26 protein-coding genes and 1 tRNA gene are annotated in these 25,814 nt (G+C 59.6%); 11 read left to right on the plus strand and 16 right to left on the minus strand.

The window, feature by feature from the left end; translation table 11 throughout:
• Positions 1-250 precede the first annotated feature (250 nt).
• The 5 genes from OIU37_RS01815 to OIU37_RS01835 form a co-directional block, all read right to left on the minus strand.
• Positions 251-1,042: an SDR family NAD(P)-dependent oxidoreductase gene (locus OIU37_RS01815; RefSeq protein WP_240603357.1), complete on the minus strand. Its 792-nt coding sequence runs from the start codon at positions 1,040-1,042 to the stop codon at positions 251-253.
• Between the two features lie 461 nt (positions 1,043-1,503).
• On the minus strand, positions 1,504-2,298 hold the full coding sequence (locus OIU37_RS01820) for a potassium channel family protein (RefSeq protein ID WP_180695206.1): 795 nt from the start codon (positions 2,296-2,298) through the stop codon (positions 1,504-1,506).
• A 63-nt stretch (positions 2,299-2,361) separates the two neighbouring features.
• The gene (locus tag OIU37_RS01825; RefSeq protein ID WP_240603356.1) at positions 2,362-3,132 is read right to left on the minus strand and encodes an SDR family NAD(P)-dependent oxidoreductase; all 771 of its coding nucleotides are present in this window, start codon (positions 3,130-3,132) and stop codon (positions 2,362-2,364) included.
• A 313-nt stretch (positions 3,133-3,445) separates the two neighbouring features.
• Entirely contained in the window at positions 3,446-3,901 is a 456-nt protein-coding gene (locus OIU37_RS01830) for an NUDIX hydrolase (protein ID WP_240603355.1), read from the minus strand.
• A gap of 83 nt (positions 3,902-3,984) precedes the next feature.
• Positions 3,985-5,448 (minus strand): CHAD domain-containing protein, encoded by a 1,464-nt coding sequence (locus OIU37_RS01835; RefSeq protein ID WP_264255158.1) that lies wholly within the window; start codon positions 5,446-5,448, stop codon positions 3,985-3,987.
• 128 nt (positions 5,449-5,576) lie between these two features.
• Between OIU37_RS01835 and OIU37_RS01840 the strand changes: the two genes are divergently transcribed.
• From OIU37_RS01840 to OIU37_RS01850, 3 genes are all read left to right on the plus strand, one after another.
• Entirely contained in the window at positions 5,577-6,032 is a 456-nt protein-coding gene (locus tag OIU37_RS01840; protein ID WP_264255159.1) for an NUDIX hydrolase, read from the plus strand.
• Positions 6,029-7,057: a PHB depolymerase family esterase gene (locus tag OIU37_RS01845; RefSeq protein ID WP_264255160.1), complete on the plus strand. Its 1,029-nt coding sequence runs from the start codon at positions 6,029-6,031 to the stop codon at positions 7,055-7,057. The genes OIU37_RS01840 and OIU37_RS01845 overlap by 4 nt, the downstream gene beginning before the upstream one ends.
• Positions 7,058-7,236: 179 nt before the next feature.
• On the plus strand, positions 7,237-9,099 hold the full coding sequence (locus OIU37_RS01850; protein ID WP_264255161.1) for a glycoside hydrolase family 15 protein: 1,863 nt from the start codon (positions 7,237-7,239) through the stop codon (positions 9,097-9,099).
• Positions 9,100-9,825: 726 nt separating this feature from the next.
• On the opposite strand, the gene OIU37_RS01855 is transcribed toward OIU37_RS01850, so the two are convergent.
• Positions 9,826-10,575, minus strand: a complete 750-nt coding sequence (locus OIU37_RS01855) for a cytochrome c biogenesis CcdA family protein (protein ID WP_264255162.1) — start codon at positions 10,573-10,575, stop codon at positions 9,826-9,828.
• Between the two features lie 231 nt (positions 10,576-10,806).
• Here OIU37_RS01855 and OIU37_RS01860 point away from each other — a divergent pair.
• Positions 10,807-10,882, plus strand: a tRNA-Lys gene (locus OIU37_RS01860).
• A 197-nt stretch (positions 10,883-11,079) separates the two neighbouring features.
• Here the strand turns inward: OIU37_RS01860 and OIU37_RS01865 are convergent.
• Positions 11,080-11,517: a DUF1476 domain-containing protein gene (locus tag OIU37_RS01865; protein WP_264255163.1), complete on the minus strand. Its 438-nt coding sequence runs from the start codon at positions 11,515-11,517 to the stop codon at positions 11,080-11,082.
• A 204-nt stretch (positions 11,518-11,721) separates the two neighbouring features.
• On the opposite strand from OIU37_RS01865, the gene OIU37_RS01870 reads away from it, so the two are divergent.
• Positions 11,722-11,925: a CsbD family protein gene (locus OIU37_RS01870; RefSeq protein ID WP_129420829.1), complete on the plus strand. Its 204-nt coding sequence runs from the start codon at positions 11,722-11,724 to the stop codon at positions 11,923-11,925.
• Between the two features lie 89 nt (positions 11,926-12,014).
• Here the strand turns inward: OIU37_RS01870 and OIU37_RS01875 are convergent, their stop codons facing one another.
• Positions 12,015-12,242, minus strand: a complete 228-nt coding sequence (locus OIU37_RS01875; RefSeq protein WP_182209583.1) for a hypothetical protein — start codon at positions 12,240-12,242, stop codon at positions 12,015-12,017.
• Positions 12,243-12,389: 147 nt separating this feature from the next.
• On the opposite strand from OIU37_RS01875, the gene OIU37_RS01880 reads away from it, so the two are divergent.
• Together OIU37_RS01880 and OIU37_RS01885 are read left to right on the plus strand one after the other, a co-directional pair.
• Entirely contained in the window at positions 12,390-12,560 is a 171-nt protein-coding gene (locus OIU37_RS01880; RefSeq protein WP_264255164.1) for a hypothetical protein, read from the plus strand.
• 344 nt (positions 12,561-12,904) lie between these two features.
• Positions 12,905-14,419, plus strand: coding sequence for an FAD-dependent monooxygenase (locus OIU37_RS01885; RefSeq protein WP_182209581.1), 1,515 nt, complete (start codon positions 12,905-12,907; stop codon positions 14,417-14,419).
• On the opposite strand, the gene OIU37_RS01890 is transcribed toward OIU37_RS01885, so the two are convergent.
• The 6 genes from OIU37_RS01890 to coxB are packed head-to-tail and all read right to left on the minus strand — an operon-like array spanning position 14,416 to position 20,879.
• Positions 14,416-15,153 carry a hypothetical protein gene (locus OIU37_RS01890; protein ID WP_264257440.1) on the minus strand — a complete coding sequence of 246 codons (738 nt, stop codon included), beginning with the start codon at positions 15,151-15,153 and terminating at the stop codon, positions 14,416-14,418. The two genes, OIU37_RS01885 and OIU37_RS01890, sit on opposite strands and share 4 nt — an antisense overlap.
• Before the next feature lie 52 nt (positions 15,154-15,205).
• Positions 15,206-16,297, minus strand: coding sequence for a c-type cytochrome (locus tag OIU37_RS01895; protein WP_264255165.1), 1,092 nt, complete (start codon positions 16,295-16,297; stop codon positions 15,206-15,208).
• The gene (locus OIU37_RS01900; protein WP_182209578.1) at positions 16,288-16,920 is read right to left on the minus strand and encodes a cytochrome c oxidase assembly protein; all 633 of its coding nucleotides are present in this window, start codon (positions 16,918-16,920) and stop codon (positions 16,288-16,290) included. The genes OIU37_RS01895 and OIU37_RS01900 overlap by 10 nt, the downstream gene beginning before the upstream one ends.
• On the minus strand, positions 16,917-17,297 hold the full coding sequence (locus tag OIU37_RS01905; protein ID WP_171602383.1) for a hypothetical protein: 381 nt from the start codon (positions 17,295-17,297) through the stop codon (positions 16,917-16,919). The genes OIU37_RS01900 and OIU37_RS01905 overlap by 4 nt, the downstream gene beginning before the upstream one ends.
• Positions 17,298-17,301: 4 nt before the next feature.
• Positions 17,302-19,818 carry a cytochrome c oxidase subunit I gene (gene ctaD / locus OIU37_RS01910; protein ID WP_264255168.1) on the minus strand — a complete coding sequence of 839 codons (2,517 nt, stop codon included), beginning with the start codon at positions 19,816-19,818 and terminating at the stop codon, positions 17,302-17,304.
• Complete coding sequence (coxB, locus tag OIU37_RS01915) at positions 19,815-20,879, minus strand: cytochrome c oxidase subunit II (RefSeq protein WP_246812989.1); 1,065 nt, start codon at positions 20,877-20,879, stop codon at positions 19,815-19,817. The genes ctaD and coxB overlap by 4 nt, the downstream gene beginning before the upstream one ends.
• Positions 20,880-21,795: 916 nt before the next feature.
• On the opposite strand from coxB, the gene OIU37_RS01920 reads away from it, so the two are divergent.
• Positions 21,796-22,086 (plus strand): DUF982 domain-containing protein, encoded by a 291-nt coding sequence (locus tag OIU37_RS01920; RefSeq protein WP_171602385.1) that lies wholly within the window; start codon positions 21,796-21,798, stop codon positions 22,084-22,086.
• A 185-nt stretch (positions 22,087-22,271) separates the two neighbouring features.
• Here the strand turns inward: OIU37_RS01920 and OIU37_RS01925 are convergent, their stop codons facing one another.
• Entirely contained in the window at positions 22,272-23,099 is an 828-nt protein-coding gene (locus OIU37_RS01925) for a nickel-binding protein (protein WP_171602386.1), read from the minus strand.
• Positions 23,100-23,639: 540 nt separating this feature from the next.
• Between OIU37_RS01925 and OIU37_RS01930 the strand changes: the two genes are divergently transcribed.
• The 3 genes from OIU37_RS01930 to OIU37_RS01940 all read left to right on the plus strand — a co-directional run bounded on the left by OIU37_RS01930 (position 23,640) and on the right by OIU37_RS01940 (position 24,468).
• Complete coding sequence (locus OIU37_RS01930; protein WP_011651896.1) at positions 23,640-23,897, plus strand: DUF982 domain-containing protein; 258 nt, start codon at positions 23,640-23,642, stop codon at positions 23,895-23,897.
• A gap of 104 nt (positions 23,898-24,001) precedes the next feature.
• Positions 24,002-24,172 (plus strand): hypothetical protein, encoded by a 171-nt coding sequence (locus OIU37_RS01935; RefSeq protein WP_162039352.1) that lies wholly within the window; start codon positions 24,002-24,004, stop codon positions 24,170-24,172.
• Positions 24,172-24,468 carry a hypothetical protein gene (locus OIU37_RS01940; protein WP_180695197.1) on the plus strand — a complete coding sequence of 99 codons (297 nt, stop codon included), beginning with the start codon at positions 24,172-24,174 and terminating at the stop codon, positions 24,466-24,468. Before OIU37_RS01935 ends, OIU37_RS01940 begins: the two co-directional genes overlap by 1 nt.
• 31 nt (positions 24,469-24,499) lie before the next feature.
• Here the strand turns inward: OIU37_RS01940 and OIU37_RS01945 are convergent, their stop codons facing one another.
• Entirely contained in the window at positions 24,500-25,765 is a 1,266-nt protein-coding gene (locus tag OIU37_RS01945) for an MFS transporter (protein ID WP_264255206.1), read from the minus strand.
• Between the last annotated feature and the right edge of the window lie 49 nt (positions 25,766-25,814).

Raw genomic sequence — 25,814 nt, forward strand, 5'->3', positions numbered from 1 at the left:
GAGCCGTCGACGTTGTTCGCCCAACTCTTTCGCCGCTTTTTCCATTGAACTCATCTGCGCTGGTGTTCTCAAAGCTAAACTTTGGCGGTCGCCAGCGGTTCCTTGACGTGCCGTAGTTTAGGAGACGACGCATTAGATTTAAGCTCATCGATGATGTTGGGATCGCCGGCGGCGGCCCACGAATGTGGGGCAGCGCATTGCGGAGACAACTTCCGACGAAGACGGTGCAGTGGCCGGACGGTGGAGGCCGTCAGAGCGTGTCGATCAGGCCTCCGTCCACGCGCATCGAAGCTCCAGTCGTTGCGGACGCCAAAGGCGAGGCCAGATAGGTGACGAGATTGGCAATTTCCTCGACGCTCGCAGCGCGTTGGATGATCGAACCGGCGCGGTGCTTCTTGACGAAGTCCGCCGCCACCTCCTGGATTGGTTTCCCCGTCTTCGCACGTTCCTCGGCAAGCATCGCCTCGACGCCTTCGGAGAGCGTGGGGCCGGGAAGGACGGAGTTCACGGTGACGCCCGTGCCAGCCATGCGCTTGGCAAGGCCGCGGGCAACTGCGATGTCTGCGGTCTTGCTGACACCGTAGTGGATCATCTCGACCGGGATGTTAAAGCCGGATTCCGACGCGATGAAGATGACGCGGCCCCAATCGAGCTTCTGCATGCCCGGGAGATATGCGCGCGAAAGCCTGACGGCGGACATGACGTTCACCTGCCAGTGGCGGTCCCATACCTCGTCGTCCGCATCGAAGAAGTCTAGCGGCTGGAAGATGCCCGCGTTGTTGATAAGGATGTCCACATGTGGAACTTGGGCGACAAGAGCGTCACATCCGCCAGCGGTTGCGAGATCTGCCGCCACGGCGGTCACGCTTCCCTTGGCGCCTTCGCCTTTCAGGCGGTCGGCGGCCTTCGCGGTCTTATCTTCGGACCGGCCGTTGACCACCACGTCCGCGCCTGCCCTCGCGAGCTGGCGGACGATTGCGTATCCAATGCCTTCGGTGGATCCGGTAACCAGAGCGGTCTTGCCTGTGAGGTCGATCTGCATCTTCTGCTCCTGTGAGGTTGGATGACAGAACGTATGAACTGGCGACCGGTCTCGCAACAGCCCACGATGCGGATAATCCTTTCGCGTAGGGGATGATGTCGGCGGCGGCGTGCTCCCTGGGTATGGGCGGGCTGCAATCCGACGGACCCGATTTGAAATGGTGCGCCGGGGCGGCGCAAACCAATGAGCTGGCACAACAACATCTGCGGGGCTGCGCTCCAACCTGAAGACGTGGCTCGCTTGCAAGATGCCACGTTCATTGGTTGTCCCAATACGATCTTGGGCGCCCTCTCCAGGAAAAGTGCGAAGCGGTTTTCCCAGGGCAAAGCGCGAAGCGCTTTTGCCGGGAATCGCGCAAAAACAAAAAGTTAGAGCGATTCTGCGTTTCCGTGAAAAGCTGAACCGCTCTAGACAACGACTGCGTGCGATTTCCTGGCGTATCGTCTAGCCAGGGTCGACGGTCACGATCCCTCGTCCGGTATGTTCAAGACCTCTCCGCACGCCTTGCAATGAACGGCGTCCGCGTCATGGCGCTGAAGGCCGCATCGGTGACAAGAATAGGTCACTTTGTGAGGGCGGACGACTGCCTGAGCAAGCCTGACGAACAGGGAGATGCCGACGATCATCGTCACAACGGAAGTGAGCTTACCCAGCGTTCCCGGAAGCGTGATGTCTCCGAATCCCGTCGTCGTCACCGTCGCGACCGTGAAGTATAGCGCATCGACGAATCCTTCGCTTCCCTCCCTGTTGTAGAAGAAGGACGTATAGACGAACCCGGTTGCCATGAAGAGGAACACAAGGAGGTTGATCACCGCCCGGACGACGTCGAGAAGGTATAAATAGCCGGCCTTGCGCAGCAAGTCCTTGAGCAGCGGACTCGTACCGATCGCCCAGAACCGCATGATCCGCAGGAAAGCGAAATTGTAGAGCAGGTCCGGCAGCAACAGCGTGGCCAGCACCACGAAGTCGATCCAGGTCATCGGCCGCCGAATCCACTCGCGCAAAGAGAATGCGGCGACCGCCCGGCCGACCATCTCGGCGGCGATCCACACTGCTATCGCATAGTCGATGATCAGATAGGATGGACCGGATCGCAGGTACGGGCCGAGCAGGAAGAAGGCGAGAATGGCGACGTCAATGGCAGCAAATACCAGCCGAAAGGCGACCGCCTGCCTGCCGTCGGCCCTATCGAGCTTGCGCAGCACCTGACGAAGCGAATTCTGCCGAGAGCCGTTGTCGGATTCGAAGGTTTTCATCCAGAGAATCTAGATCCCTCATTGGCGTCTGCAAGTCGCCAAGAAATCGCCTCCTCGGTGATTTCAGGCGACAGACCATCCACCGTCCACCAGCAGGTTAGCGCCGGTGATCAGGCTCGCAGCCGGTGATGCGAGGAAGACGACGGCGCCCACCACATCATCGGTTTCGCCGATCCGGCCGAGCGGGATATGACCAAGCGTCGCTTCGCGATTGTCGGCATCGGATAGAAAAGGTGCGGTGCCATCGGTGTGGATGAACGTCGGCGATACGGTATTTACGGTGACATTATAGCGTGCCCATTCGGCTGCAAGGCAGCGCGTAAGGTGATTGATGGCCGCCTTGCTCATGCAATAGATTGCCTCGCCGCGCAGTGCCACGGTACCGGCCTGTGAGCTGATGTTGATGATCCGGCCGCCGTTGCGCTTGATCATCTGACGGCCCACAGCCTGCGTCATCAGAAAGGTACCCTTGATATTGACGTCGAGTATCTCGTCAAGATCCTTCTCCTCGACGAGTTCCGCGAGATTGCCCGGAGCCACACCGACATTGTTGACGAGGATGTCGATCCGGCCGAACGTCGCAAGCGCCGCGTCGACGGCTTGCGCGATATGGACCTTGTTGGGAATGTCCAGTTCAACGGGCAGAACCTTTCGTCCTGCGCCCTCCAGTTCAGCAACCAGGCTCGCCGACGCTGCGACATCGCGGACCCCTAAAACAATATCGGAGCCTGCTGCGGCACAGGCAAGTGCGCAAGCTCGACCGATGCCACGGCTCGCTCCCGTCACCAAAGTCACCTTGCCCTCAAGGCTGAAGTCCGGCGCATTCTTCTGCATGATGGTGCCTCCCTCGATGAAGCTCCATTTATGGCAGCGTCGGCGTGCGGATGCCAGATATTCTCAACATGCTGAGGAGCGCCGCTTGACCAATGAGCGATCCCGCAACGTGAGACCGTTGGTTGCGATTTTCGCAACGTCCGTGGGCATGCCGGTCGTACGGGCCGCGTTTTCGGCAGCCACACGGGCGTCCCCATATTGCGACAGGCCTGTGACCTTGCGGCAGGCAAGAGACGAGATCACATTCCAGGAACTCTTGGCTGACGAAAGGCGGAACCGAAATTCCCGAGATCGATAATCCGCGACCGTCAAGCTAGGGAAGCCGTCCCCCGCGCTCGAACATCCGTCCAAACTTCAGCAGCAGGCGCTCAAGGTCCGGCTCCTCTACGCGGCGGGCGGCCTCAATCGGCGTCAGCCACACGGAATCTCGCTGCGCCATTTCTGGAAAGCGCTTTCGGCTACGGCGGACCTCCAGTAGGAAGACGGCAACGACCGGTCGCGCTCCACTTCCGTCCTGCATCAGCTTGTCATAGAGGAACTCGCCGAAGGGCTTCTTCTTCGCCCTGCCGATCACGCCAGCTTCCTCCCAGGCCTCACGTTCTGCCACCTTGCGCGGCTTCAGACCTGCTATCGGCCATCCCTTCGGGATCATCCAACGTCTCGTCTCCCGCGTCGTGATGAGAAGCACCTGTGGCCCCTTGGCTGTGTTTCGGAAACACAATGCACCATACTGCTGGATCGGCTTCGGATAGACGTCAATCTCATTCATCTGCCTGCTCGATGTTCATCGACGTTTTCGACCGTGCCGGATAGACCGAGGTTCCTTCGCTTAAGGTTCGTGGCGTCCTCATGTCAGCGCCAGAAGCGCTTCGTGTCGATGACCTCATCTACTGAGGACTGCGCCATGCGGATCAACGCATTCTTGTCATCGTGGGAAACGACAGAATCTCGAGCAGGGTGGTCGGCCAGTCCATGCTGCTCAAGCACGTCTGGTCCCGTAGCAAGATCGTTCAATGCTCCAAGATGGTCCTGCAACTCCTCCATCGCTGCGATAAATTTCCGGTGCCGACGCGCGCCGCGCTTGTCGTCGAACAGCGATCCGAAGAACTCGGCCGCGTAGCGAAGCTTCTTGGCGTCCTTGCGAACCTGGTGACGATGCTCGTCGTCGGTCTCAGCCAGCGCAATGCCATGCTTTTTCAGCTTCTTGCGCATCTTGTCGAGGGCCTTCGCGGCAAACTCCGAAGCCGACGCGTCCTCGGAAGTTGCGCCACCGCCGCCTGCGCGATCGGTGTCACATTGAAGCCACTCGTTGAAATCGAGCATCAGCGCGCGTGCTCTCGCCGATTCCAGAGCCTCGACAGCGTCGCCGTATGCCGTGTTGCGGGCATCCTTGAGCTTGGCCCGAAGGTCGGAGTCCTTCGCCTTCATCAGCAGGACGTCGAGATTACGCGCTTCACCTAGGACGCCAGCGAGCCAGCGAAGCTCCTCTTGGATCCTTTTCGGCTCGTCGCCCATCAGCAGCGGCCTGAACAGGGATAACGCAGAGCGGAGGCGCCGCAGGGATACCCTCGCCTGATGAAGGGCTTCGGAATTTCGTCGCTGGAGAAGGATCTCTTCGTTGAGACGGAACTGCCGAAAGCAGGACGTGGCGATCTCTCGAAAGGCGGCAGATGCCTTGATGTTTCGGTCGAGATCGAGGCGCTCTGCCTTGAACATGAATTGCTGCCTGTCCAGAAGTGCCAGACCCCGTTCGGACTTGGACTGAATGCCGAACCGGAAAGGTGCGATCGCGTCGATCTTGCGAATAAATACGAACAGGTCCTTCGGATCGCCGTCCTTCAGTTCAACCTCGATTTCCTGAACTGGCGAGCGTCTGTTGCCAGACACTACATCTCCCCGGTCGACGACCACCTCCAGTCGAGAGCCGTTCAGCTCGATGTTCCAGACGCGGCGCTCGATGAACACGGTGAAAGCGGCTTCCACCGCAAGTTCCGGTCCGAACTCGCTTATGAGAGGGCTCGTATGGTCGAGGACGGGTTCCATCCCTTCAAGGGGGGTCTCCCATTCCGAACGGACAAACAGTGATTTCGCCGGTCCGAATGCCTTCACAGTCTGGACGTGGGAAGCGCCGGTAGAGCGGACACGCAGAGAGAACCCTTTTTCCGACAGCCGACGATCGTCCGTCTCGAAGTAGGTCGAAGACTGCTGCAGTGCCTCGTCAGGCTCCCCGAGAAGATCGGAACCTAAAAGGCTCTCAAGGGCTTCGTTAGAGAGATCGAGCTTGATTTCGATTTCTGATGGCAAGGCAGGCTCCATTCTGATTGGACGCTCCTCAACGCGTGAGGCCCTGTCATAGTTCGGTCGCGTCACGACGTGATGAAGCAAACTGGACTCTTCAACGTTGCCCAGCTAGCTTGCGCGGGCTTCGAAACCGGAGGCGGACGATGCTCAACGAAAACGCCCAGACGGAACTTACGAAAACCATGTCTGGTCGCGATGTCGCGCAGTCTGGTGCTCTGTGCTACCGTTGGAACGAAAACGGTGGAGTGGAAATCCTTTTTGTAGGCAGCCGACGGAACGGTCGATGGGGCATTCCGAAGGGGCACGTCGAACGTGGTGAGGCCACCAGCGCCGCGGCGCTGAGAGAGGCGTTCGAGGAGGCCGGGGTCACAGGCGTCGTCGACAAGACCGTGTTCGGTACGTTTTCTTATCGGAAGGACACGAGTCCCAACCAATACCACGTGGCCGTCCATCTTCTTAAGGTCTCGAGGATCGCGGACAAGTTTCCGGAGAAGGATGTCCGAAAGACACGGTGGTTCCCTTTGGAAACCGCGCTGCGGGAAGCAGCGCAGCCGGGCCTGCGGACGCTATTGTCGCGGCTTGAGACCGTGGGCGTATGAAGTTCGGTTTCGGCAAATCGCTAGCCCGGGTCCTCAAATCCCAGAAGAAATTTAGCAGGCTGATCGAAAAGGGCCTCAAGGCGCCGCGAAACAAGGCGAAACGCGCGACGCCGACACCCCGTGCCGCGAAACCGACTCTGGTCGAGACGACCGCATTTGGAAGCAATCCCGGCCGCCTGATCATGAAAACCTTCGTGCCGACAGCGCGGCTGCCGAAAAACCCAGCACTTGTGGTCGTGCTTCATGGTTGCCGACAAACACCCGAAAGCCTGGATAGTGCCGCTGGCTTCTCCAAACTCGCAAAAGAACGCGGCTTCGTTCTCCTTTATCCTGAGCAGAGAAGCGCCAATAATTCGCAACGATGCTTCAACTGGTTCCGCCCAAGCGCCGTCGCCAGAGACCGCGGAGAAATGCTCTCCATCAAGCAGATGATCGAACATGCTTGCGAAAGACATCGCATCGACCGCTCGAGGATCTTTATCGCAGGATTGTCTGCTGGCGGAGCGATGACGGCCGCGCTCGTTGCCAACTATCCCCCAATGTTCGCAGGCGCCGCGATCATCGCAGGCATGCCCGTCGGATCGGCCCGAGATGCGACGTCCGCACTACGAGCGATGAAGTCGGGCGCGACGCCGCCGCCCTGCGGCTGGGGCCGAGCTGTTACGAAGATCTCTTCCGAGGTCAAGGCGTGGCCCGCGGTAACGATCTGGCAGGGCATGGACGATAGGACTGTGAACCCGGTCAACGCGAGCGCATGCATAGCACAGTGGCTCGAAGTCCAGGGCATCGACGAAGGCAGCGGACGTGCGGCGGAAAAACCGTGGGGCAGATTGCAGTCGTGGCGGGCCGCAGACGGTCTGAAGCTGGCCTTTTATTCGGTCAGGAACATGGGGCACGGGCTTCCAATCAAAATGCGGGATGCTACGAAGTCGAGACGATCTGGAGACCCTTACGTCATTGCGGCAGAGATTTCGGCTCCAGCAGAATTGCTGCGACTATGGGGCTTGAAGAGACCTATGCTATAGTCGAAAACGCTGTGCCTAAGCCAAATTTTGTCTATTCCCGTTAACGCAAGGTCATTGGCCTGCGGCCCTCTCCCGGCGACCTCATTCGCTATTGCCGTTTCGAACCAAAGCGCCAAATCGGTGAAGTGGCGAGCTCCCTGCGGACTTTTCATCCGAAGCTCAGCCAAGAGGAACGCAGCATGGATGCAAACAGCGGGCTCATCGGGGATAAGGTTGCCGCAAAACGTAGCCAGGAGGACGCAGCCGTCGTTCCGCGCGCGATAGAGAACCACGGCGTCATCGGCGATTTGGCGACGATCGCGCTTGTCGCTACCGACGGCACGATCGATTTTCTATGTTGGCCCGATTTCGACAGTCCGACAATTTTTGCCGCGCTGCTCGACCCGGAAAGTGGTGGCATGTTTCAGATCGCTCCGGAGCTTGCCGGCGCCCGCGTGACGCAGCAGTATCTTCCGGATACGAACGTCCTCCTCACACGTTGGATGGGCGACAAGGCAAGTGGCGAACTTACTGATTTCATGTACGTGAAAAACAGCCGTAGCGGCGGCTCGAGCATGGTTGTACGGCGCTTTCGTGTGACGCGCGGGAGTTTGAAGTTGCGTATGTCGTGCACTCCTCGGTTCGAATATGCGAGAAGACAGCTCCCGGCGAAGATGGAAGAGGGCGCTGTAATCTGGCGGCAGGCGAACGGCGAAGTTCTACGACTCTTGGCTGGTGTGCCACTCGTCGAGATCGATGGCGGCGTTATCGCCGAGATCACCCTTCAAGCTGGAGAAGGCGTTGATTTCATTCTCGACGACGGTGACGACAATGCGGAAGAAGCGACCACGGAGGAGATGGAAGATCAGACGGTCGCCTTCTGGCAGAACTGGGCGAGACAGTCGACCTATCGCGGACGGTGGCGCGAAATGGTCAATCGCTCTGCACTGGCGTTGAAGCTCATGACCTCGCGCAAGCACGGGTCGATCGTCGCCGCCGCAACCTTTGGCTTGCCGGAAACCCCCGGTGGCAGCCGCAACTGGGACTATCGCGCCACCTGGATACGCGACGCCTCCTTCACAGTGTATGCATTGATGAGGCTTGGCTATCGCGACGAGGCGATGGCATTCAACGACTGGATCGGCCAGCGGGCGTCGGCATGTGACGCCGGCGGCCGACTGAGGATCATGTATGCGATCGACGGCGGCGAGGTGCCTAATGAGGCCAGCCTCGATCACCTGCACGGCTATGGCGGTGCGACGCCCGTCCGGGTGGGAAACAACGCTTCAGAACAGTTCCAGCTCGACATCTACGGTGAGCTTCTCGACTCGATCTATCTGAGCAACAAATACGGCCACGCAATCTCTCACGATCACTGGGAGGGGGTTCGAAAGGTTGTGGAGTTTGTCTGCGACCACTGGGAGGATCCTGACGCCGGGATCTGGGAGATGCGCCGCGAGCCACAGGAGTTCCTCCATTCCAGGCTCATGTGTTGGGTGGCGGTCGATCGGGGAATACGTCTCGCGACCAAGCGATCCCTCGCGGCGCCTTTTTCCAAGTGGCATGACGTCAGGAACGACATTTACGAAGACATTTGGAAAAACTTCTGGAACGAGGAGAAGGGGCACTTTGTGCAGACAAAGGGCGGCGACACGCTTGACGCCTCGCTGCTACTCATGCCGCTGGTGAGGTTTGTCAGTGCCACGGACCCGAGGTGGCTGTCGACCTTGACGGCGATCGGCGACCAACTAGCGGACGACGGTGTCGTGCACCGATATCGAAGTAATGACGGCCTTGACGGGGAGGAGGGCGCCTTCTCAGCCTGCTCATTCTGGTATGCAGAGTGTCTCGCACGAGCGGGGGACACCAAGAAGGCTCGCAGGGTCTTCGAGTCGGTTCTGAATTATGCCAACCATCTCGGGTTATATGCCGAGGAGTTTGATACCAAGGCGCAGCTCGCTGGCAATTTCCCGCAAGCCTTTACTCATCTCGCTCTCATCAGCGCAGCGTTCTACCTAGATCGCGAGCTCGACGATCGCAATAGCCAGGAATGGCGGCCGTAGAGCCGACGCATACCGCTCCGCGTCCGAGTGGGGGCCGCCTTCAGATGGTAACAAAGCGTTCGTCACTTCCTCGGACGAAAGTAGGATCGCGCCCGGCGAGCGCCACCGAATGTATTTCAGCTTTAAGTTTTATGCGCTGGCGTTGGCAGTTTGGCTGCCTCGGAACTTTCAATGTCCCCAATCGGTTCGTACTGTTGTGGAGGAACCGCCATGTTCAAAAAGAATAATGCCCCGAAAAGGGGCAATCCTAAAGAGCAGCCTGTCAATCGCCCCGACCGTAAGGAACCGCCGGAGCCTGACGATGGTAAACACCCGGCCCGTGATACAAGAGAGGCGCCGGTGCCCAACCCAAACGGCGAGCCTGTCGAGAAACTTTAGCGACTGCCAGACCCGTCATTAATTGGCTTTAGGGTCAGCCTCGGCGTTGCTTTGAACAAGCGAGATCGGAGCGTTCGCACGATGACACAAAGACCGATCCTTGGGACCGGCTTGAGCGATAGATATGGACATTAGCTGGGATTACGAGACGAATTTGGACATTCCCGAGCTGAAGTCGGCAAATGCGAGACGAAGACGCACGTCCGTACAAAAGGCGCAACTTAAACGCCTGCGCTGACATCTGACTTTTTTATGAGAGCAAGTTGCACGGAATTGTGGGCACGGCGCTATTTCTGACGAGCCCAAGCGCAACCTGCCACATGGCCTGGAAAAGGGGCGGCCGATGGCCTATCCGATCTGCATCAGGATCGGAAAGGTCTGCTGGAACCAGATCGCCACATTGCTGATCCATCCGAACAGGAAGGCGAGGCCGGTAAGCACGAGGAAGAGACCCATTATCTTTTCCACCGTGCCGAGATGGCGGCGGAAGCGCGACAGGAAGCGCATGAAGGCGCCGGAAAAGCCGGCGGCGATCCAGAACGGGATGGCAAGGCCGAGCGAATAGATGGCGAGCAGCCCGGCGCCGGAGCCGACCGTCTCGCGCGAGGCGGCAACGCCGAGGATGGCGCCGAGCACCGGGCCGATGCAAGGCGTCCAGCCGAAGGCGAAGGCAAGACCCATGATATAGGCGCCCGTCAGCGTCGCCGGCTTGCCGTTGCCCTGGAAGCGCGCCTCGCGCGCCAGCACCCCGATTCGTAAGAGACCGAGGAAATTCAACCCCATGACGATGATGATCAGCCCGCCGATCTTCGACAGGAGGTCGAGATGCTGGCGAAGCGCCATGCCGATGCTCGAAGCACCGGCGCCGAGTGCCACGAAGACGGTGGCGAATCCGAGCGTGAAGAGCAATGCCGAGAAGAAGACGCCGCGCCTGACGTCGGGCGCCACCGCCACCGCACCACCGCCGCGAAACTGCTCGACCGAAATGCCGGCCATGTAACAGAGATAGGGCGGGACGAGGGGAAGCACGCAGGGCGACAGAAAGGAAAGCGCCCCGGCAATCAGTGCGCTCCACAGGGAAATATCGGCAATCGACACGCATTCTCTCCGGCTGCAATCTGCGTGATGTTCCTAGCTTTGCAGGCAAGCGATTGCCAATCACCTTTTTGCGCGCGTAAGAAATCTGTCTTTGCAGGCGAGACATCTGTCTTGCGCTCGGCAAGAAATGTGCCGGCCGCCGGAAAAAGGCAAATTTTTCGGTTGACCGCAATGGGTCGCCTGCCTATGTTCCGCCCACTTCCAGCCGGGGTGGTCACACCCGCGGAGAGGGAGAGCGTAGCTCAGCCGGTAGAGCAACTGACTTTTAATCAGTAGGTCTCGGGTTCGAACCCCGACGCTCTCACCATAATTTGCAAGCAATATCAATACTGTAGTATGTGTAAAGGGCGTCAGTGATTGGGGCCCTTTTACGCACTTTCCGGCGCATGACGCGGTTTTACGGCACACGATTGGCATATGACACATGGGCATGTAAAACCGCCGGCTGGTGAGGCCGACGGCTGCATCCGTATGGAACGCGCCCAGTGCAGGAGCGCTTCGTGTTCAAGGCTGTCCAGCGGCCTCAACCAGAAATTCACTCATCTTTGCTGCCACGTCCTGCTCGCTGACGTCCTGACCAGCCGCTTGAAGATCCGATATAGCTTTCGAGAGAACTCCAGCGTCTCCACCCCCCTTAAAGCGGGCATCAGTGATTTCAGCGCCGTAGCCCGCAACATCATCCCGACCAATGAGGCCCGCAATCCATTGCGCCAAAAGCCTGTCCATGCGAGATTTGAGCTTGATGGACCTCTCTGCGTCTTGGAAGTATTGATCCTCCATCGCCTTTTTGCGGTCTCCTAAGTCGGCCATCGTTTTTTCTCCCTGATTTGTGTCATCTCCGCCTGCAGAGTATTTTAGCACATTAAACGCCACACCATCTGATTTAACGTGATGATTGGCGTTCACGACGAAGTCATCATCTCTTTGGACATCGTGTGTCACGGGATTCTATTCGCACCAGCCGCAAGCCCGAGCCTCACGAAGCATCGCTTTTCGTCATCATGAACGAGTTGACAAGCGCCGATATAAATTTCACGGAAAGAGGGGTGGAATTTCGAGAATTCCACCCCGCCAATACCTGCCGGCTTGGAACCAACTTCCACTGCGGTCCGTTTTCTTCTCATCGACAAACAGGAGAAATCGACCATGGATTGGAATCGTGTCGAAGGAAACTGGAAGCAGGCGAAGGGCAAGATCAAGGAGCAGTGGGGAAAACTCACTGACGATGATCTCGACCAGATCGCCGGAAAGCGCGACCAGCTGGAAGGCAAGATCCAGGAGCGTTATGGCATCGAAAAGGACCGTATCAAACGCGACATCGATGACTGGACCGGTCGCCAGACTTGGTAATGCCAGACTTGGTAATGACCGAACAAAAACCCGGTGAAAGCCGGGTTTTTGCTGCCGAAGGAGTTAAGCCGGCTGATGACTGTCGGATGTCATGAATATCCGCCAAAAGCCAAGAGAAGGGCGCCGATCGCGATAACGGCGAGCGCCGGCCAGTTCTGGGATATCCCGAGGAACCGGAGGCCTTGGCGCCGTGGTTCCAGCGTGGTGCCGCCTTGCGGCATTTGATGCGGATTACTCGGCTTTCGACCAAGCACCGACGTAAAGAGAAAAAGAAGTCCGCCGATGATGAGAGCGGCTCCGGTCAGGATTGCCCACATGATGGCCTCCGCTAGCGATGAGTAATGTGGGTTAAACCAAATCCGGACCTTATCGTTCCGTGAGCGGCCACTCACGTGAACAACCGCCGCGTCGGAACCAAAAGCGCTCGCAGTGAATTTGACCGCTGAGCAATCCTGGAGATCCTGATGGACAAGACACCGAAGACGGCCATCCGCGGAATGACGTTGTACGTGCTCGCTCTTCTCGTGCTGGGGGTGCTGGCAGGCGCCGCCTACACGATCTATGGCCATCCCGCCGATCCGTCCGAGCGACCGGCGGCCGACACGATTCCGCAAAAAGCTCCGGCTCCACAGTGAGATACGTCCTTCCAAGTCATTGATTGATCGTCCTTCGAGAGGAGCGAAGACGTGGGAAGGCCTCTGCCACATCCAGCGCCCACCCGGTCAGGTCGTATTAAGAAGCTTGGGCTCCACAGCAAGAGACCCCCAAGTGGCAGCAAATCGGGCTTTGGAGAGCAAACCCGAAATCCTTCCAACCAGTATGGAGCTTATATTTATAGGGAGAACAACCTGCGACAGAGAAAAACGACATCTGTGCAGGGCCGATTGGATGGGCCGATTGGATGGGAGGAGGCCGTGCGGCCAGGTCTTTGAAACCTTGAGATATTGCGTTGGAACCATTGAAATAAGGGAGTTTGCGGATGAGAGAACATGCAGTCGTGGTTGCCGGGGCAGGGCCGACAGGCCTGATGCTGGCGGGCGAGCTGGCCTTGGCGGGCGTCGACGTCGCCATTGTCGAGCGCCGACCCGACCAGGGGCTTGCCGGTACGCGTGCCGGCGGTCTGAGTGCGCGCACGCTCGAGGTTCTCGATCAGCGCGGCATCGTCGACCGGTTCCTCGCCGAAGGGCAGATAGCCCAGGTCACGGGATTCGCGGTCACGCGTCTGGATATCAGCGATTTTCCGACCCGGCACAATTACGGGCTGGCGCTGCGGCAAAAGCATATCGAGCGCATTCTGGCCGGCTGGGTCGGCGAGCTGGCGGTGCCGATCTATCGCAGTCTTGAGGTAACGGGTTTCGCGCAGGACGAGACCGGCGTCACCATCGAACTCTCCGATGACGCCTCGCTCAGGGCAGGCTATCTCGTCGGCTGCGATGGCGGCCGCAGTCTGGTTCGCAAGGCTGCCGGCATTGCGTTTGAAGGATGGGATCCGACGACCGGCAACATTCTCGCCGAGGTGGAGATGGAAGAGGAGCCGCCATTGGGCATCCATCGCACGGCTCTTGGCATCTACGCCTTCGGCAGGGAGGAGTATGAAATCCACGACGGCAAGATCGTCTTTGCCAAGGAAGGTCCGATCGGCGTGATGGTGCCGGAGAAGAATGCGGGCGCGACGACCGAACCGACGCTCGGCGATCTCAGGGAAGCGCTGATTGCCGCCTTCGGAACGGATTACGGACTCCATCGCGTCAACTGGATTTCCAGGTTCACCGACATGTCCAGGCAGGCGACGGCCTACCGCAAGGGCCGGATACTCCTGGCCGGCGATGCCGCCCATGTGCATTCTCCGGTCGGTGGGCAAGGCCTCAACACGGGCGTGCAGGATGCCGTCAATCTCGGTTGGAAATTGGCCCAGGTGGTGAAAGGGACATCGCCTGAAGCCTTGCTCGACACCTATCACGCCGAGCGGCATCCGGTTGCTGCCCGCGTGTTGCGCATGACGATGGCGCAGGTCGCATTGCAGCGCACCGACGATCGCACCGAAGCCCTGCGTGAGGTGGTGACGGAGCTGCTTGGCATGGAGGAGCCACGCAAACGGATCGCAGCCGAAATGTCCGGATTGGCGATCCATTACGAGTTCGGCGAGGGGCATCCGCTGCTCGGCCGACGCATGCCCGACCTCGACCTCACCACGGCGGATGGTCCTGTGCGCCTCTTTGCGTTGCTCCAGGATGCGCGGCCCGTGTTCGTGAACCTCGACGTGCCCGGCAGCTTCGACATTGCGCCGTGGTCGGACCGCATCAGATCGGTCGACGCCGGATATGACGGCGCATGGGAGCTGCCTGCGCTGGGCTTGGTCTCGGCGCCGACGGCAGTGTTGATCCGGCCCGATGGATATGTGGCGTGGGTGGGCAACGGGACGCAGGATGGTCTGCAAGCGGCTGTGAATAGCTGGTTCGGACAACTCGGCTCAAGGCCGAAAAGCGCTGATTAAGCGGCGAGCGAGATCGGATCGCAATCCGATATCGTCGCGAGATCCGGCATCGGTTTGCCGCGGCGTTCCCACGTCCGGCGGCTGATGCCGAAAGCCTCCCAGGGGCGCACTTGACTGAAAGAATTGGCGAGATAGTCGGCTCTGGAAAGCGCGCCGGCGGCACGCCGTTGCTCCTCTTTTCGGCTTCGGTCCCGCTGCCGCCGCTTTTCCTTTTGAAATTTTGCTCTCTTCCGTTTCGGCACATCGAACGCACCGATGGTGCGGATATCGAGGGCGCTCCGTTCCGCGTAGCTTAAATGCAGAGCGTGGCCGAGCGCGTCGGCCGACAAGTCAGAAAAGCGCACTTTTGTCCGCTCGTAGATCACCTCCTCTATGTCGGCTTTCCCGGCCCAGGGAAGCCATCGCGCCGCCCAGCCAAGGACCACCTCGACAAACTCTTCCTTGAATTCGACAAGGGCGAGACCGGCGATCACCTCGATGTAAATCAATGCGTCATCGGCCTCGGGCACGATCTCTCCATGGCGATGCTTGATCAGTTTTTCGATCTCGCGCATCCGGCCGCGGAAATGGTTCCAACGGCTGGCCCGCATGCGGCGCTGGACGGCCTTGTAACCGATGAGACAGTCGCCGACCTTGATGGCAGTCACATCCCGCGCCAGGCCCTCCGGCCGATCGGCTTTTGCAGTCCGCTTTCCCGATTGAGCCGCTTCATCTGCGCCAATAAGACGAGCCATCGAATTCCCTTGCCATCTGCCTTGGAAGTGTAAAGGAAGGGTCGGGGGGTGATCATCTACTTTTTGCAATCCGGCGAACATCGTCGCGCAGGAAAGCTTCCATCCTTGACAACGCACTGTAGTAGGCCGCGAGCGCCTGAATATCGTCGTCGCTGAGACCAGTAGCAGCCCTGGTCATCACACCCGCATAGGCGCCGCCGCCACGATTTCCGCTGCGGAAAAGACCGAGCTGGTTCTCAAGATAGGGTACCGGTTGGCCGGCGAGGCGTGGATAGGCCTCGTTGACGCCGGCAGCATCGTGGCAGGCGGCGCAGGCTGCGATGCCACGCGTCCGGTCACCGCGTTCCGCAAGGGCCTTGCCGCGAGCGCTTTTTTCCGAAGCCCGGCCCGTTTCAGTGGCTGCGCTCTGGTTGGCGAAATGGTCTGCCAGCTTTTTTCGGTCTTCGCTCGATGTCCGCGAGAGCGCAACCTTCATGACACCGCTTGGACGTTTGCCGGCCGCATAAGCCTCAAGACTGTCGCGGAGGTAAGTCTCCGACTGGTCGGTGAGACGCGGGATGAGACTGGTTTCATTAAGGCCTGGCGACGAATGGCAGCCTTCGCAGCTTTTCACGATCGTCGTGAACTCCGGGGATCCCGTAGCGGAAAAGCCGGCGAGCCGCTGATAGGCGGCTTGGTCGAGGCTTGGATATTCCCGCAGGAAGGCGACCATGGCCCAGACCTCGTCGTCCCGCTCCAGCGTCGGCCAGGCGGGCATGCCGGTATAGCGCACGCCATGCTTGACGATCTCGAAGAGCTGGGCATCGTTCCATGTCGCGGTGACATGCTGCAGGTCGGGCGGAGGAGGAAGCATGTTTTCGACCATGGCGGGTCGCGGCATTGCCGGCGAACCATGACAGCCCGCACATCCGGTTTCGTAGTGACCTGCGGCCAGCGGCAGCATGGCCGCCGTAAACCGTGGCGCATGGCCGCCGAGGGCTGCCGTGCGCACGGATGACCGCATCACCCAATGCAGGAACCAGTCCGTGACGCGCCAATGCCCGGTGCTTGCCCGGATGTCGATGATGCCGGCCCAGGCGACGAACAGGCCCGCTGCAGCAAGTGCTGCGGCGCCGGCAGATATCCGTCTCAAAATTATCCGCATTGGCTGCCCTCTGAAGACGTAGGCTTGAGGACGTCGGCAAGCAGGATGATGGCGCCGAGCATATAGGCGGCTGCGCCGACCAGGAGCATGACGACACCTCCGAGTTGCTGATCGGTGTCACGGCCAAGGACGAAGCCGAGACAGGTGACGTCTCCGATCCCATAAAGCGGGCGGGGCGCAAGTGTCAGCAGCACGCCGAGCAGCGTCATGTGGATCGAGGTGAAGAGCAGTCCGATGATGCCCGCCAGCCGCTGGGTGCCTTCCTCATGGCGCCGGAAACACGCGGTCCACAACAGAATTCCGGCGAGAAGGAAGCTTGCCTGTTCGAGAAGCATCGCATCAAGCCGCGTTTCCGCCAGCCGACGGAGCGCCGGCATATGCCAGAGCCAGACGACGAGGAGCTCGGCGACCGAGGCGAGTACCGGCCCGAACCAAGGCAGATGGACGGCGGGATCGAGCCGCCTGCCGCTGACTGCGATCGCCAGCAGCGGAGCTGCAATGGCGACGGTCGTCATGTGGACGATCATATGCGCCGTCAGCGATTCGCCGTTCCAGTTTGTCGCAAGAAGCGCCAGCGCAACACAAAGGGCAAGGATGCCGGCGACAAGAGCAAGGTTCTTCATCTTGCGCAGGCCTCGATAAAAAGCAGCGGGACCGATACGAAGATGACCGCAACGAAACTCAGGCCCGACAGCAGCAGCGTTGCAAAGCCCTGGAACAGCAACCGGTCTTCCCTCGTCGGTTCGTCATGGGGCGGATCGCCGCTGCCGAAGCCCCATTGCCGCCAGGCGAGCCAGGCGGCGCCGAGAATGGCAAGCAGCGCGAAAACCGTCACAATCGACAGGGTAAAGCGGAGCATGCCGAAAGAGAAAGCGATCTCCGATGCTTTCGCGCAATAGACGGCTGCTGCGACATAGCAGACAAGAAAATGCAGAGCCCAGACGACCGGGCCGGTAAACAGGGTCCAGAGCGTTTCCGCTTCTTTGGGAATCAGGCGCATCTCGTCACCTCAACTCCGGAAACAAGCCCAGCACTCCGAAGGAGGTGAGGGCAGTGATGATGAGGAAGTGCCAGTAGAGCACGACGTTGCGCAGGTCGGCGTCATATTCCGCCGTCAGGCGACCCGCAAAACTACCCGCCAGACAATAGAGCTGCATGATCACGGCAACGAGGCCATGAATGACCGTCCAGAGTATGATGACCCAGACGATCGCCGGATAGACATGCGCCGTCGGCTGCATGTCGTAGAGATATGGACCCGCCAGACCGGCGGCGCAGGCGGCAAGTGTGAGGAACGTGGCGGTGAGGAGACAAAGGCGGACAGATGCCACTCGGCCCATGGTATTGATGTATTGCGCAAACAGCATGGCAAGCCAGGCAAGCGCAAAGAGCGCTGCCGCCATCAGCGGCCAGAGCCTGCCCGGACCCGGCAATCCTGCCGTAAAATCGGGATGGATAGTCCAGTAGAAAAAATAGCCGAACATCAAGCTGGCATAGGCGGTGCCGTCTCCGGCCATGGTGATGAATACCGCCCACCAGCCGACCGAAGCCGGGCCGGAGGCGTAAAGAGGAACCTGCTTGCCAAGCCCGATATCCCTGAGGTTTTGCCTTGGTATCTCGCCGGTTCCGGTCCAGAGCCAGATCAGGATGGCGGCAAGCGTCGCGGTGGTGCATAGCGCCGTCAAGATCCACCAATGGAAGGTCAGCGCGATGAACGCGCCGCCAAGTGCCAAAGCGGAGATGATGGTCAGAAGCGACGTGCCGCCGACCCGCAGGCATTGCTGTGGTTCGGCGTCCAGAACCGACGTCACGAGCGTTTCGCGCCGACCATCGGGCGCGTCCGGCAGATAGAACCGACCCGCCTTGATGCCGTCGATCAGCTCCGGCTGGTCCCAGAGGGGATACCGGCTTTTGATGATCGGAATGGACCGCACGCCCCAATTTTCTTCCGGCTCGCTGATCCACTCCAGCGTTCCGGCATTCCAGGGGTTCATTTCGCCTGTCGGTTCGCGATGTTTCGGACGCAGGATATCGACGACGATGATGGCCACACCGGCGGCAAAGACGAAAGCGCCGATGGTGGAGACGAGGTTCAGGAGGTTCCAGCCGACATCGGCCGGGTAGGTGAAGACCCGCCGCGGCATGCCGCGCAGACCGGTCAGATGCATGGGGAAGAAGGCAGTGTTGAAACCGACGAACATCAGCCAGAAGGCGATCTTGCCCCATCGAGCCGAGAGTTTTCGCGCGTTGATCAGCGGATAATAATAATAGATTCCGGCAACCACCGGAAACAGCATGCCGCCGATCATCACGTAATGGAGATGGGCGACGACGAAATAGGTGTCATGTGCCTGCCAGTCGAAGGGGGCGAGCGCCACCATGACGCCAGTCAGCCCGCCAATGATGAAGATTGCCAGTCCCCCCGCGCCAAAGAGCATGGGAAGGGAAAAGATCACCCGCCCGGCCAGCATGGTGGCGATGAAGACAAAGATCTGCACCCCGGTCGGGATTGCTACGGCCTCGGATGCCGCCGAAAAGAAGGCCAGTGAAATCTGCGGCAGGCCCGTGGTGAACATGTGGTGGACCCAGAGCCCGAAGCTCAGGAACCCCGTGCCGACCGCGGCCAGCACGATCCAGGAATAGCCGATGATCGGACGCTGCGCGAAGGTCGGAACGATCATCGCCATGAGCGCGATGGCGGGCAGGAAGATGATGTAGACCTCGGGGTGGCCGAAAATCCAGAACAGATGCTGCCAGAGCAGCGGATCGCCGCCGCGTGCGGCATCGAAAAAAGGCCAGTCGAACATCCGCTCCATCTCGAACAGGATGTCACCGGCAATCAGCGGCGGGAAGGCGAAGAGGATCATCCCCGCCACGATCAGCAGATACCAGGCAAAGAGCGGCATCATGTTGATCCGCATGCCCGGCGCCCGGCATTTCATGATGCCGACGATGAGCTCGACGGCTGCGGCGATGGATGCGACCTCGATGAAGGAAAGGCCGAGCAACCAGATATCCGCGCCGATGCCAGAATATTGCTTGTCGGTGGCAAGCGGCGGATACATGAACCAGCCAGCATTGGGCGCCGCCCCGAAAAATATCGACCCGCAGACAAACACGCCGCCGAGCGCAAAACTCCAGAAGCCGAATGCGGAAAGCCGCGGAAAGGGCAGCTCCCGCGCGCCGAGCATGGAGGGCAAGAGGAAGATCGCGACCGCTTCGAAGATCGGAACGGCAAACAGGAACATCATGACCGTGCCGTGCAGCGTGAAGGCCTGGTTGAAGAGGTCGGCGGAGAGAAAGTCGTTGTCGGGGACCGCCAATTGCAGACGCACGAGCAGCGCAAGCATGCCGGCAAACAGCATGAAGATGAAGGCGGCCGATCCATACCACAGGCCGATCTGAGTGTTGTTGACGGAGGTCCAGTAACGCCAGCCTTTCGGATTGGCCCAGACGCGCCGAAGTTCCGCTTCCTGCGCGGCGGATGTTTCGGCTGGGACCGAAGCAAGGGGTTCCGTCATTCGAGCCCCCCGAGATAGCGGGCAATTTCCTCGATATCATCTTCAGGAAGCATGTCGAAAGCGGGCATCTTCGCGCCCGGTTTCACCGACGACGGTGAGCGAATGAAGCGGGCGATGTTTTCTGGGGTGTTGGCAAGCGCACCTGCACCGATGGAGAGGCGGGCGCCGATCAAGGAGAGATCCGGGGCGGTCTGGCCGGCGATCTGCAGTCCACGGAGTGAATGGCAGGCCACACAGCCATGGCGCTGCAGGAGTTGTCGGCCTTCAGCCGCAACGCTTGCGTCGCCATCGATCAGCCTGCTGCGCCAAGCGCTGTAGTCGTCCTCCTCCATGACGACAACCGAGAAAGCCATATAGGCGTGCGAAGCACCGCAAAATTCGGCGCAAGGGGCACGATAGGTGCCGGTGCGCGTTGGCGTCAGCGTGAGGAAATTGGTCCGGCCCGGAATCATGTCCATCTTGCCGCCAAGCGCCGGAATCCAGAAAGAATGAATGACGTCGGCTGCTTTGAGAGAAAAGGTCGCGGTTCGGCCGATGGGCAGGCGAATTTCGTTGGCGGTCTCGAAACCGGGCTGGTCGCCGACGGCCGGATAGCGAATACGCCACCAGAACTGCTCCCCCGTCACTTCGATCGCCCCGTCCTTTGCTGCAGGCGGGTTCCAAGGCCGTATGGCCGGCATCAGCCAGACTGCGTAGCCCAGCAAAAGCAGAAGGACGACAGTCGGAAATGCAACTCCACCCCAGGCAATGAGCGCGCCAGCCTTCTCCGCCGCCCAGGCTTCCCGTCGATGGCGCGCAGCGTGAATGAGCAGGAAGGTTACGCTGACCCAAATCGACATGCCGCCAACAAGCATGACGACAAACAGCCGATAGACCGCCTCCGATTCCTCGCCGGCGGGGCTAAGCGCGGACTGCTGACCGCTGCAACCCGCAAGAACGAGTGCGCTGAAAGGAGCAAGACATCGCAGGACTATCGGTCTCCCTTTCCTCCAATGCTCAAGCTCTCCGATATGGAACGCGTATCTCCGGTGGCAAGTGGCGGGGCAGATCGCCGATGCCATAAACACCGTCACAACCGACGACCGAAAATTCCTTCGGTGAAACAGCCGGCTCGGCCGTCTTAAAACCTGTCAGGAGGCATTGGCGGATCAATCGCGCTTCGTGAAGTGTTTTCAACCAGGCGCGTGCTCGGGCTTCCCTCGTCCATACGATCGCCGGGAGAAGAAGACGCGGTTGAGCCGCCGCATGCCATGAGCGCGTCTGCAATCAGCGGAAGCCGAAGAAACTCAAAATCGCAAGCACGATAACGACAGCGCCGACAAGCCAGATCAAATTGTTCATGGGAAACCGTTCTCCTGTTTAAGGGTCGGGCCATTGTGACCCGATCACTTAACGGTGAGGCAGGGCTTGGAGTTCCCAACCGGTCCAATTGCTGTGGCGTGCCACCTTCGGCGCAAAACCAATTTTCGGCTCTATGTCTTTCAATAGCTGCACGAGCGAGCATTGCCGGGTCTGAATCCACCCGCGCATGCCGGGTTTACTGATGTATCCCGCTGATATTGAAAATCCTGGTGATCCTGCCTTGCAGGCGATGTGCAGGAAGACGTGAACGCGGACACACCGATCAGCACTCCCGCTACCAATGGAAAAAATCGGCTCATCTGAACGTCTCTTCGCAAGCTTGTCATGGTTGTAATCTACCATGTCAGGACGAGAATATACGAAAACATCTGGCCGCCAGATCACGCTCACCTGAGCCGAAACATTCGTATGATTGATCAATCAATTTATAATCGTGATGCGCCGTGCCTCAACCGATGATCAAATTCGCGTAAGGCTAATCTGGTCGGGTTATTCTGTCGCTATGGAAGTAGTTTCACGAAGTTAATAGTCAAGCGGACTCGATTGTGACTTGAACAGACCACGGTTTTTCAGTAAAATTACACCATAAAAAAGTAATATAAATGGGAGGATACTATGTCGTCAACTCGGTTTGATCCGATTCTGCTTCACCGCAAACATTTCATCGATGAGATCAGCTCCCTCGATGAAATCTTCGATTTTCTCGACGAGTGGCCGGAGGACAAACGGGGTTTGGCATATGACACGCTGTTAAAGGCATGCAGAGACACGGCTAACGGGCGTTTCCCGCTGAGCGCTGCACGCGAGAATTTCCGGCGGTTCCTGAAGATGTCTGGCGTGCTTGCCAAGGTCGAGGGTGGCCCCAAATTCGACGGACTGATGAACCATCAAATGGGTAATGCTTAGTCAGAGTATAGGCCTGTTGGGGGCAGTCTGCATGGCAGGGAGGGCGCGCCGTGACATTAGTTGCGGCGCGTTCTGGTTTCGATATCTTCTGATCGGATGATCGCCTATTTCTTCGCCACAAAGCGTCGCGGCAAGCCCTTCAAGAGGCAGCCGGCTATTTGGTCGGGTGTTGGATCCAACAGATCCTAGTTTACGCCGGCATTGGCCCAATCGCATCGGAAGACCAGCACGGGCTTCGAGAACCCCTTGAACCGTCGGCGTGTTGCGTGAGCGAAGAGATCGGCAGCGCCATATTCCCGAAAAATATTCTCTGATACCAGGATCTGGTCGCTAGAGGCTGCCGCGCAGAGCCGCGCGGCAAGTTGCACGGTCGAGCCGAAGAGGTCGTTGCTGTCTTCAACCGGCTCGCCGCAGTCCAGTCCGATGCGGATATGGATCGGCTCGGTGTTTCCGCCGTTGTAACGCTCGAATTCCCGCTGGATCGCCATGGCGCATTCGACGGCCGCCGTTGTCGCGGCGAAGGCCGCCATGATGCCGTCGCCGGTGTGCTTCACTTCGCGGCCCGAATTCTGGCTAAGGCATCGGCGCACGATAGCGTCATGGGCTCTGACCATTTCGGTCGCAATGCGGTCGCCGAGGCGCGATGTCATCGCTGTCGATCCGACGATGTCGGTAAAGAGGATTGCCCGGTGGCCGGGATCGACGTCGCTGGACGACTGGCCAGGGGCCGGCTCAGGGTCATGAATTCGGCCAAGAAAAGCCTCGACCGCCGACAAGGCGACCTCGACGATTTCGCCGGCGACGAAGCCATGCGCCTCGCGATGCACGCATTGCGCGGTTTCCGCATCCGGCGCATCCACGAGACAAAAGGCGGTCCCGCGCCGCTGATCGAACCAGTAGGTCAGGAACTTGACGCCGTATTTGTCCTGAACATCGAGATCCATGCGATGTGCCCGGGCAACGTCGGCGGCTGTCGTTCCTTCAAGAAAGTGCCGATCCATGAAAATAGGCATCGCGCGCTCCTCCCAGATCCGCCGCGTGCAGGAGAGGCATTGTACGACCCGGACGAAACTCCGTCCACCTCCGGGACAATCAATGAATGATTAGAGAGGGTTTTTGCTTCCAGCAAAGCATATGTGTTGCTGTAATCATTATAGAGTATAGAAGGAAAGACTGAGTTTTAATCAGCGGCGCGTGGGATGAAAGCCCGATATTTACCATAATCAGTCGCTTAATGACTGGTCGGGAGCTGTCGGGATCTTCAAGCGTTCCGTGTTCTCAAGCGCGGCGGCTGCCGGACCCGGGATTGGAGTAACACGTCTGTGACGGCCATGATTGACGAGGGCATGATACCGAAAAGTGTGAGCGGCTTTCGGACGACATCATGGTCTAACTATATAATGTAGAACAGGATTCAGATTTTAGGCCGACCGGTCCAAAATCATCTGTTCTAGGATCAAAAGCCACGCTTCGGCCGGTAGGCGGCTTGCCAACGGCACGCAAATTGCATCGTATTCCATAGCTCCACCGAAATTGGGAAAAGCTGTAGCAAAGTGAGACAGACGGCACATTTTCGACCGGTTGGCTTGGCCTCAATGGGGCTCGGCCATTATGCCGTTATTAACTCTGTGTGGGACGCCGCGCGCACGCTCCTGCGCGACTGGCCGGTAGACGACGGCGAAGAGTATTTCGAGGCCGTCAAGTCGTGCCTGGATGCGATTATCGGCGATCTCCCACCGGAACACGTGCGGGCGGCCTTCATCCGGGCGGCACAGGAGGCCGGCATTGCCGTCATAGAAGCGGCGGACTGAATACTCTCCGCGCTTCCACCCATCCTCAAAGCCATATCGTCCGACGCTTGACTTTTCCTGCCGAAGTTCTAACTTAGAACAAAACAGGAACATTGGAGATGATCATGACGCATACGGAACAGGTGATCGCCAACGCCCTCGCGCTTGTCGAAGCGTCCCGCGCAGCCCGCGAGCGGGATCAACAGCGGCGTGCCGCCTGGCAGAGAAAGGTCGAACTCAGCCGGCCGCTGCCGCCCTTGCCGCGCCCCGTTCAATTGCCGTTGGCGCTGAACTGATGCAGCCGGCAAAAGCCTTGGAACCCCATCGGGCACGCCCCGAACGAGCCGGGATCGAGCAAGCTGGGCTCGAGCAAGCCTGGCCCGATCAAGCTTGGCCCGATCAAGCTTGGCCCGATCAAGCTTGGGAAGTCGAAGCCGTGCTTGCCTGGCATGACGACAATGCCAAGGCGGCGATACGCTCGCTGCTCGATGACTGCAAACATCTCCGCCAGCAATTGGCGTTGGCGGAAAGCGTGATGAGCCGCGGGATGGCCCGCGGATGGGCGCCGCGATATGAGCGTGACGCCCTCTGAAACAGAGGCGATCCAGGCCTGGCAAGAGGCGTCAGCCGCCGGCAGCATTCGTCTCCGGATCGATCGCGGGGAGCCTAATGCGGGCGATGACGGCCCCGGCCAGTGCGATCGCCACCACGGCGCCGATCCATGCGCCATACAAGCTCTGCCCGAGAATGACGCCGGCAAGGACCGGCGTGACGATGTCGGTGACGGCGACAAGCGACTGCGTTGCTCCCATGACGATGCCCTGGCGTTGCTGCGGCACGTGCACAGAGAGCGCCGCAACGAATGTCGGCCGCGCCAATGCCACGCCCGTGCTGATGCAAAGGACGGCGAAGGCGAGGGCGGCGATGTCGGTAGCAAGGCCAGCCGTGACATAGCCAATCGAGAGAATGGTGAAGACCAGGACGATCAGGCCTCGCTCAGAGAAGGTGCCGCCGAGCCATCTCAGCAGGAAAAGCTGGACCAGGACGTTGATCGCACCGTCGGCGGTGAGCAGGTAACCCAACTCCTTCGGACCAAACGCATGCTCGTTCCAGGTGAAGGTATCCGCCAGAAAAACGGCGAGCTGCGAACTGAACATCCCGTATGAGAAATAGTGGCAGAGAAGAACCGCGACGAGGACGCGGGTGACCGGCGAGGCAAGCAGGCTTCGGAAGGAAACCTTCTCGCCGACCGTCTCGTTCGCTTTGCTGTCGTTGCCGAACCGGCCGCCCACATCGGCGCCTTTCAGCCAAAGCCCGGTCACCAGCATGCTGGTTGCCGACAGGGAAAGCGCGACCCAGATCGGCGCCGTCAGGGAAATGTCGGCAAGGTATCCGGAGAGGCTCGGTCCGATCATTCCGCCAAGGCCGAGGCCTGCACTCAAAATACCGATGGCCTGGCGCCGGGTGGTGAGGCTGCTGTTGTCGGCGGCATAGGCTGCCGCGGCCGAGAAGTTGGCTGCGGTCAGGCCGAGCAGGATCCGCGCCAGCAACACGAAGACGACGCTGTTGGCAAGCGCCAGCAGCAAGAGGCTGATCAGCGCTCCGGCCTGGCTGGCGAGCAAAACCCTCTTGCGGCCGTAACGGTCGGAAAGTTGACCCAGCCAGGGAGCGGCAACGAACTGGCTGAGCGCTTCCGCACCGAGGACAAGCCCGAGAACGAGCGGCGACGCGCCGAGATTTCGGAGGTAGAATGGCAGGATCGGCAGGATGGCGCCGCTGCTGGCGGCATCGAGGCTGACGATGATGAAAACCGGCAGCATCAGCCGCCAGTCAAGTTTCTGCGACGCGGCGCTTGCGGCAGCATCGATCGGACGCAGTTCATCGCTCATCACATCTCTCTCATTGACGGTAGGGCGCTGCGACGGGCGGTCGCCCTGA

This window comes from Rhizobium sp. BT-226 (assembly GCF_025847085.2).
Classification (GTDB): Bacteria; Pseudomonadota; Alphaproteobacteria; order Rhizobiales; family Rhizobiaceae; genus Rhizobium; species Rhizobium sophorae.

Coding starts and splice junctions, on each gene's coding strand:
- OIU37_RS01935 (WP_162039352.1), top strand. CDS start 24,002: ATGACGCATACGGAACAGGTGATCGCCAACGCCCTCGCGCTTGTCGAA.
- coxB (WP_246812989.1), bottom strand. CDS start 20,879: ATGGCATCGGCGATCTGCCCCGCCACTTGCCACCGGAGATACGCGTTC.
- OIU37_RS01890 (WP_264257440.1), bottom strand. CDS start 15,153: ATGGCTCGTCTTATTGGCGCAGATGAAGCGGCTCAATCGGGAAAGCGG.
- OIU37_RS01920 (WP_171602385.1), top strand. CDS start 21,796: ATGTCGTCAACTCGGTTTGATCCGATTCTGCTTCACCGCAAACATTTC.
- OIU37_RS01870 (WP_129420829.1), top strand. CDS start 11,722: ATGGATTGGAATCGTGTCGAAGGAAACTGGAAGCAGGCGAAGGGCAAG.
- OIU37_RS01905 (WP_171602383.1), bottom strand. CDS start 17,297: ATGCGCCTGATTCCCAAAGAAGCGGAAACGCTCTGGACCCTGTTTACC.
- OIU37_RS01840 (WP_264255159.1), top strand. CDS start 5,577: ATGCTCAACGAAAACGCCCAGACGGAACTTACGAAAACCATGTCTGGT.
- OIU37_RS01900 (WP_182209578.1), bottom strand. CDS start 16,920: ATGAAGAACCTTGCTCTTGTCGCCGGCATCCTTGCCCTTTGTGTTGCG.
- ctaD (WP_264255168.1), bottom strand. CDS start 19,818: ATGACGGAACCCCTTGCTTCGGTCCCAGCCGAAACATCCGCCGCGCAG.
- OIU37_RS01830 (WP_240603355.1), bottom strand. CDS start 3,901: ATGAATGAGATTGACGTCTATCCGAAGCCGATCCAGCAGTATGGTGCA.
- OIU37_RS01815 (WP_240603357.1), bottom strand. CDS start 1,042: ATGCAGATCGACCTCACAGGCAAGACCGCTCTGGTTACCGGATCCACC.
- OIU37_RS01820 (WP_180695206.1), bottom strand. CDS start 2,298: ATGAAAACCTTCGAATCCGACAACGGCTCTCGGCAGAATTCGCTTCGT.
- OIU37_RS01925 (WP_171602386.1), bottom strand. CDS start 23,099: ATGCCTATTTTCATGGATCGGCACTTTCTTGAAGGAACGACAGCCGCC.
- OIU37_RS01875 (WP_182209583.1), bottom strand. CDS start 12,242: ATGTGGGCAATCCTGACCGGAGCCGCTCTCATCATCGGCGGACTTCTT.
- OIU37_RS01835 (WP_264255158.1), bottom strand. CDS start 5,448: ATGGAGCCTGCCTTGCCATCAGAAATCGAAATCAAGCTCGATCTCTCT.
- OIU37_RS01845 (WP_264255160.1), top strand. CDS start 6,029: ATGAAGTTCGGTTTCGGCAAATCGCTAGCCCGGGTCCTCAAATCCCAG.
- OIU37_RS01940 (WP_180695197.1), top strand. CDS start 24,172: ATGCAGCCGGCAAAAGCCTTGGAACCCCATCGGGCACGCCCCGAACGA.
- OIU37_RS01885 (WP_182209581.1), top strand. CDS start 12,905: ATGAGAGAACATGCAGTCGTGGTTGCCGGGGCAGGGCCGACAGGCCTG.
- OIU37_RS01895 (WP_264255165.1), bottom strand. CDS start 16,297: ATGCGGATAATTTTGAGACGGATATCTGCCGGCGCCGCAGCACTTGCT.
- OIU37_RS01850 (WP_264255161.1), top strand. CDS start 7,237: ATGGATGCAAACAGCGGGCTCATCGGGGATAAGGTTGCCGCAAAACGT.
- OIU37_RS01880 (WP_264255164.1), top strand. CDS start 12,390: ATGGACAAGACACCGAAGACGGCCATCCGCGGAATGACGTTGTACGTG.
- OIU37_RS01945 (WP_264255206.1), bottom strand. CDS start 25,765: ATGAGCGATGAACTGCGTCCGATCGATGCTGCCGCAAGCGCCGCGTCG.
- OIU37_RS01825 (WP_240603356.1), bottom strand. CDS start 3,132: ATGCAGAAGAATGCGCCGGACTTCAGCCTTGAGGGCAAGGTGACTTTG.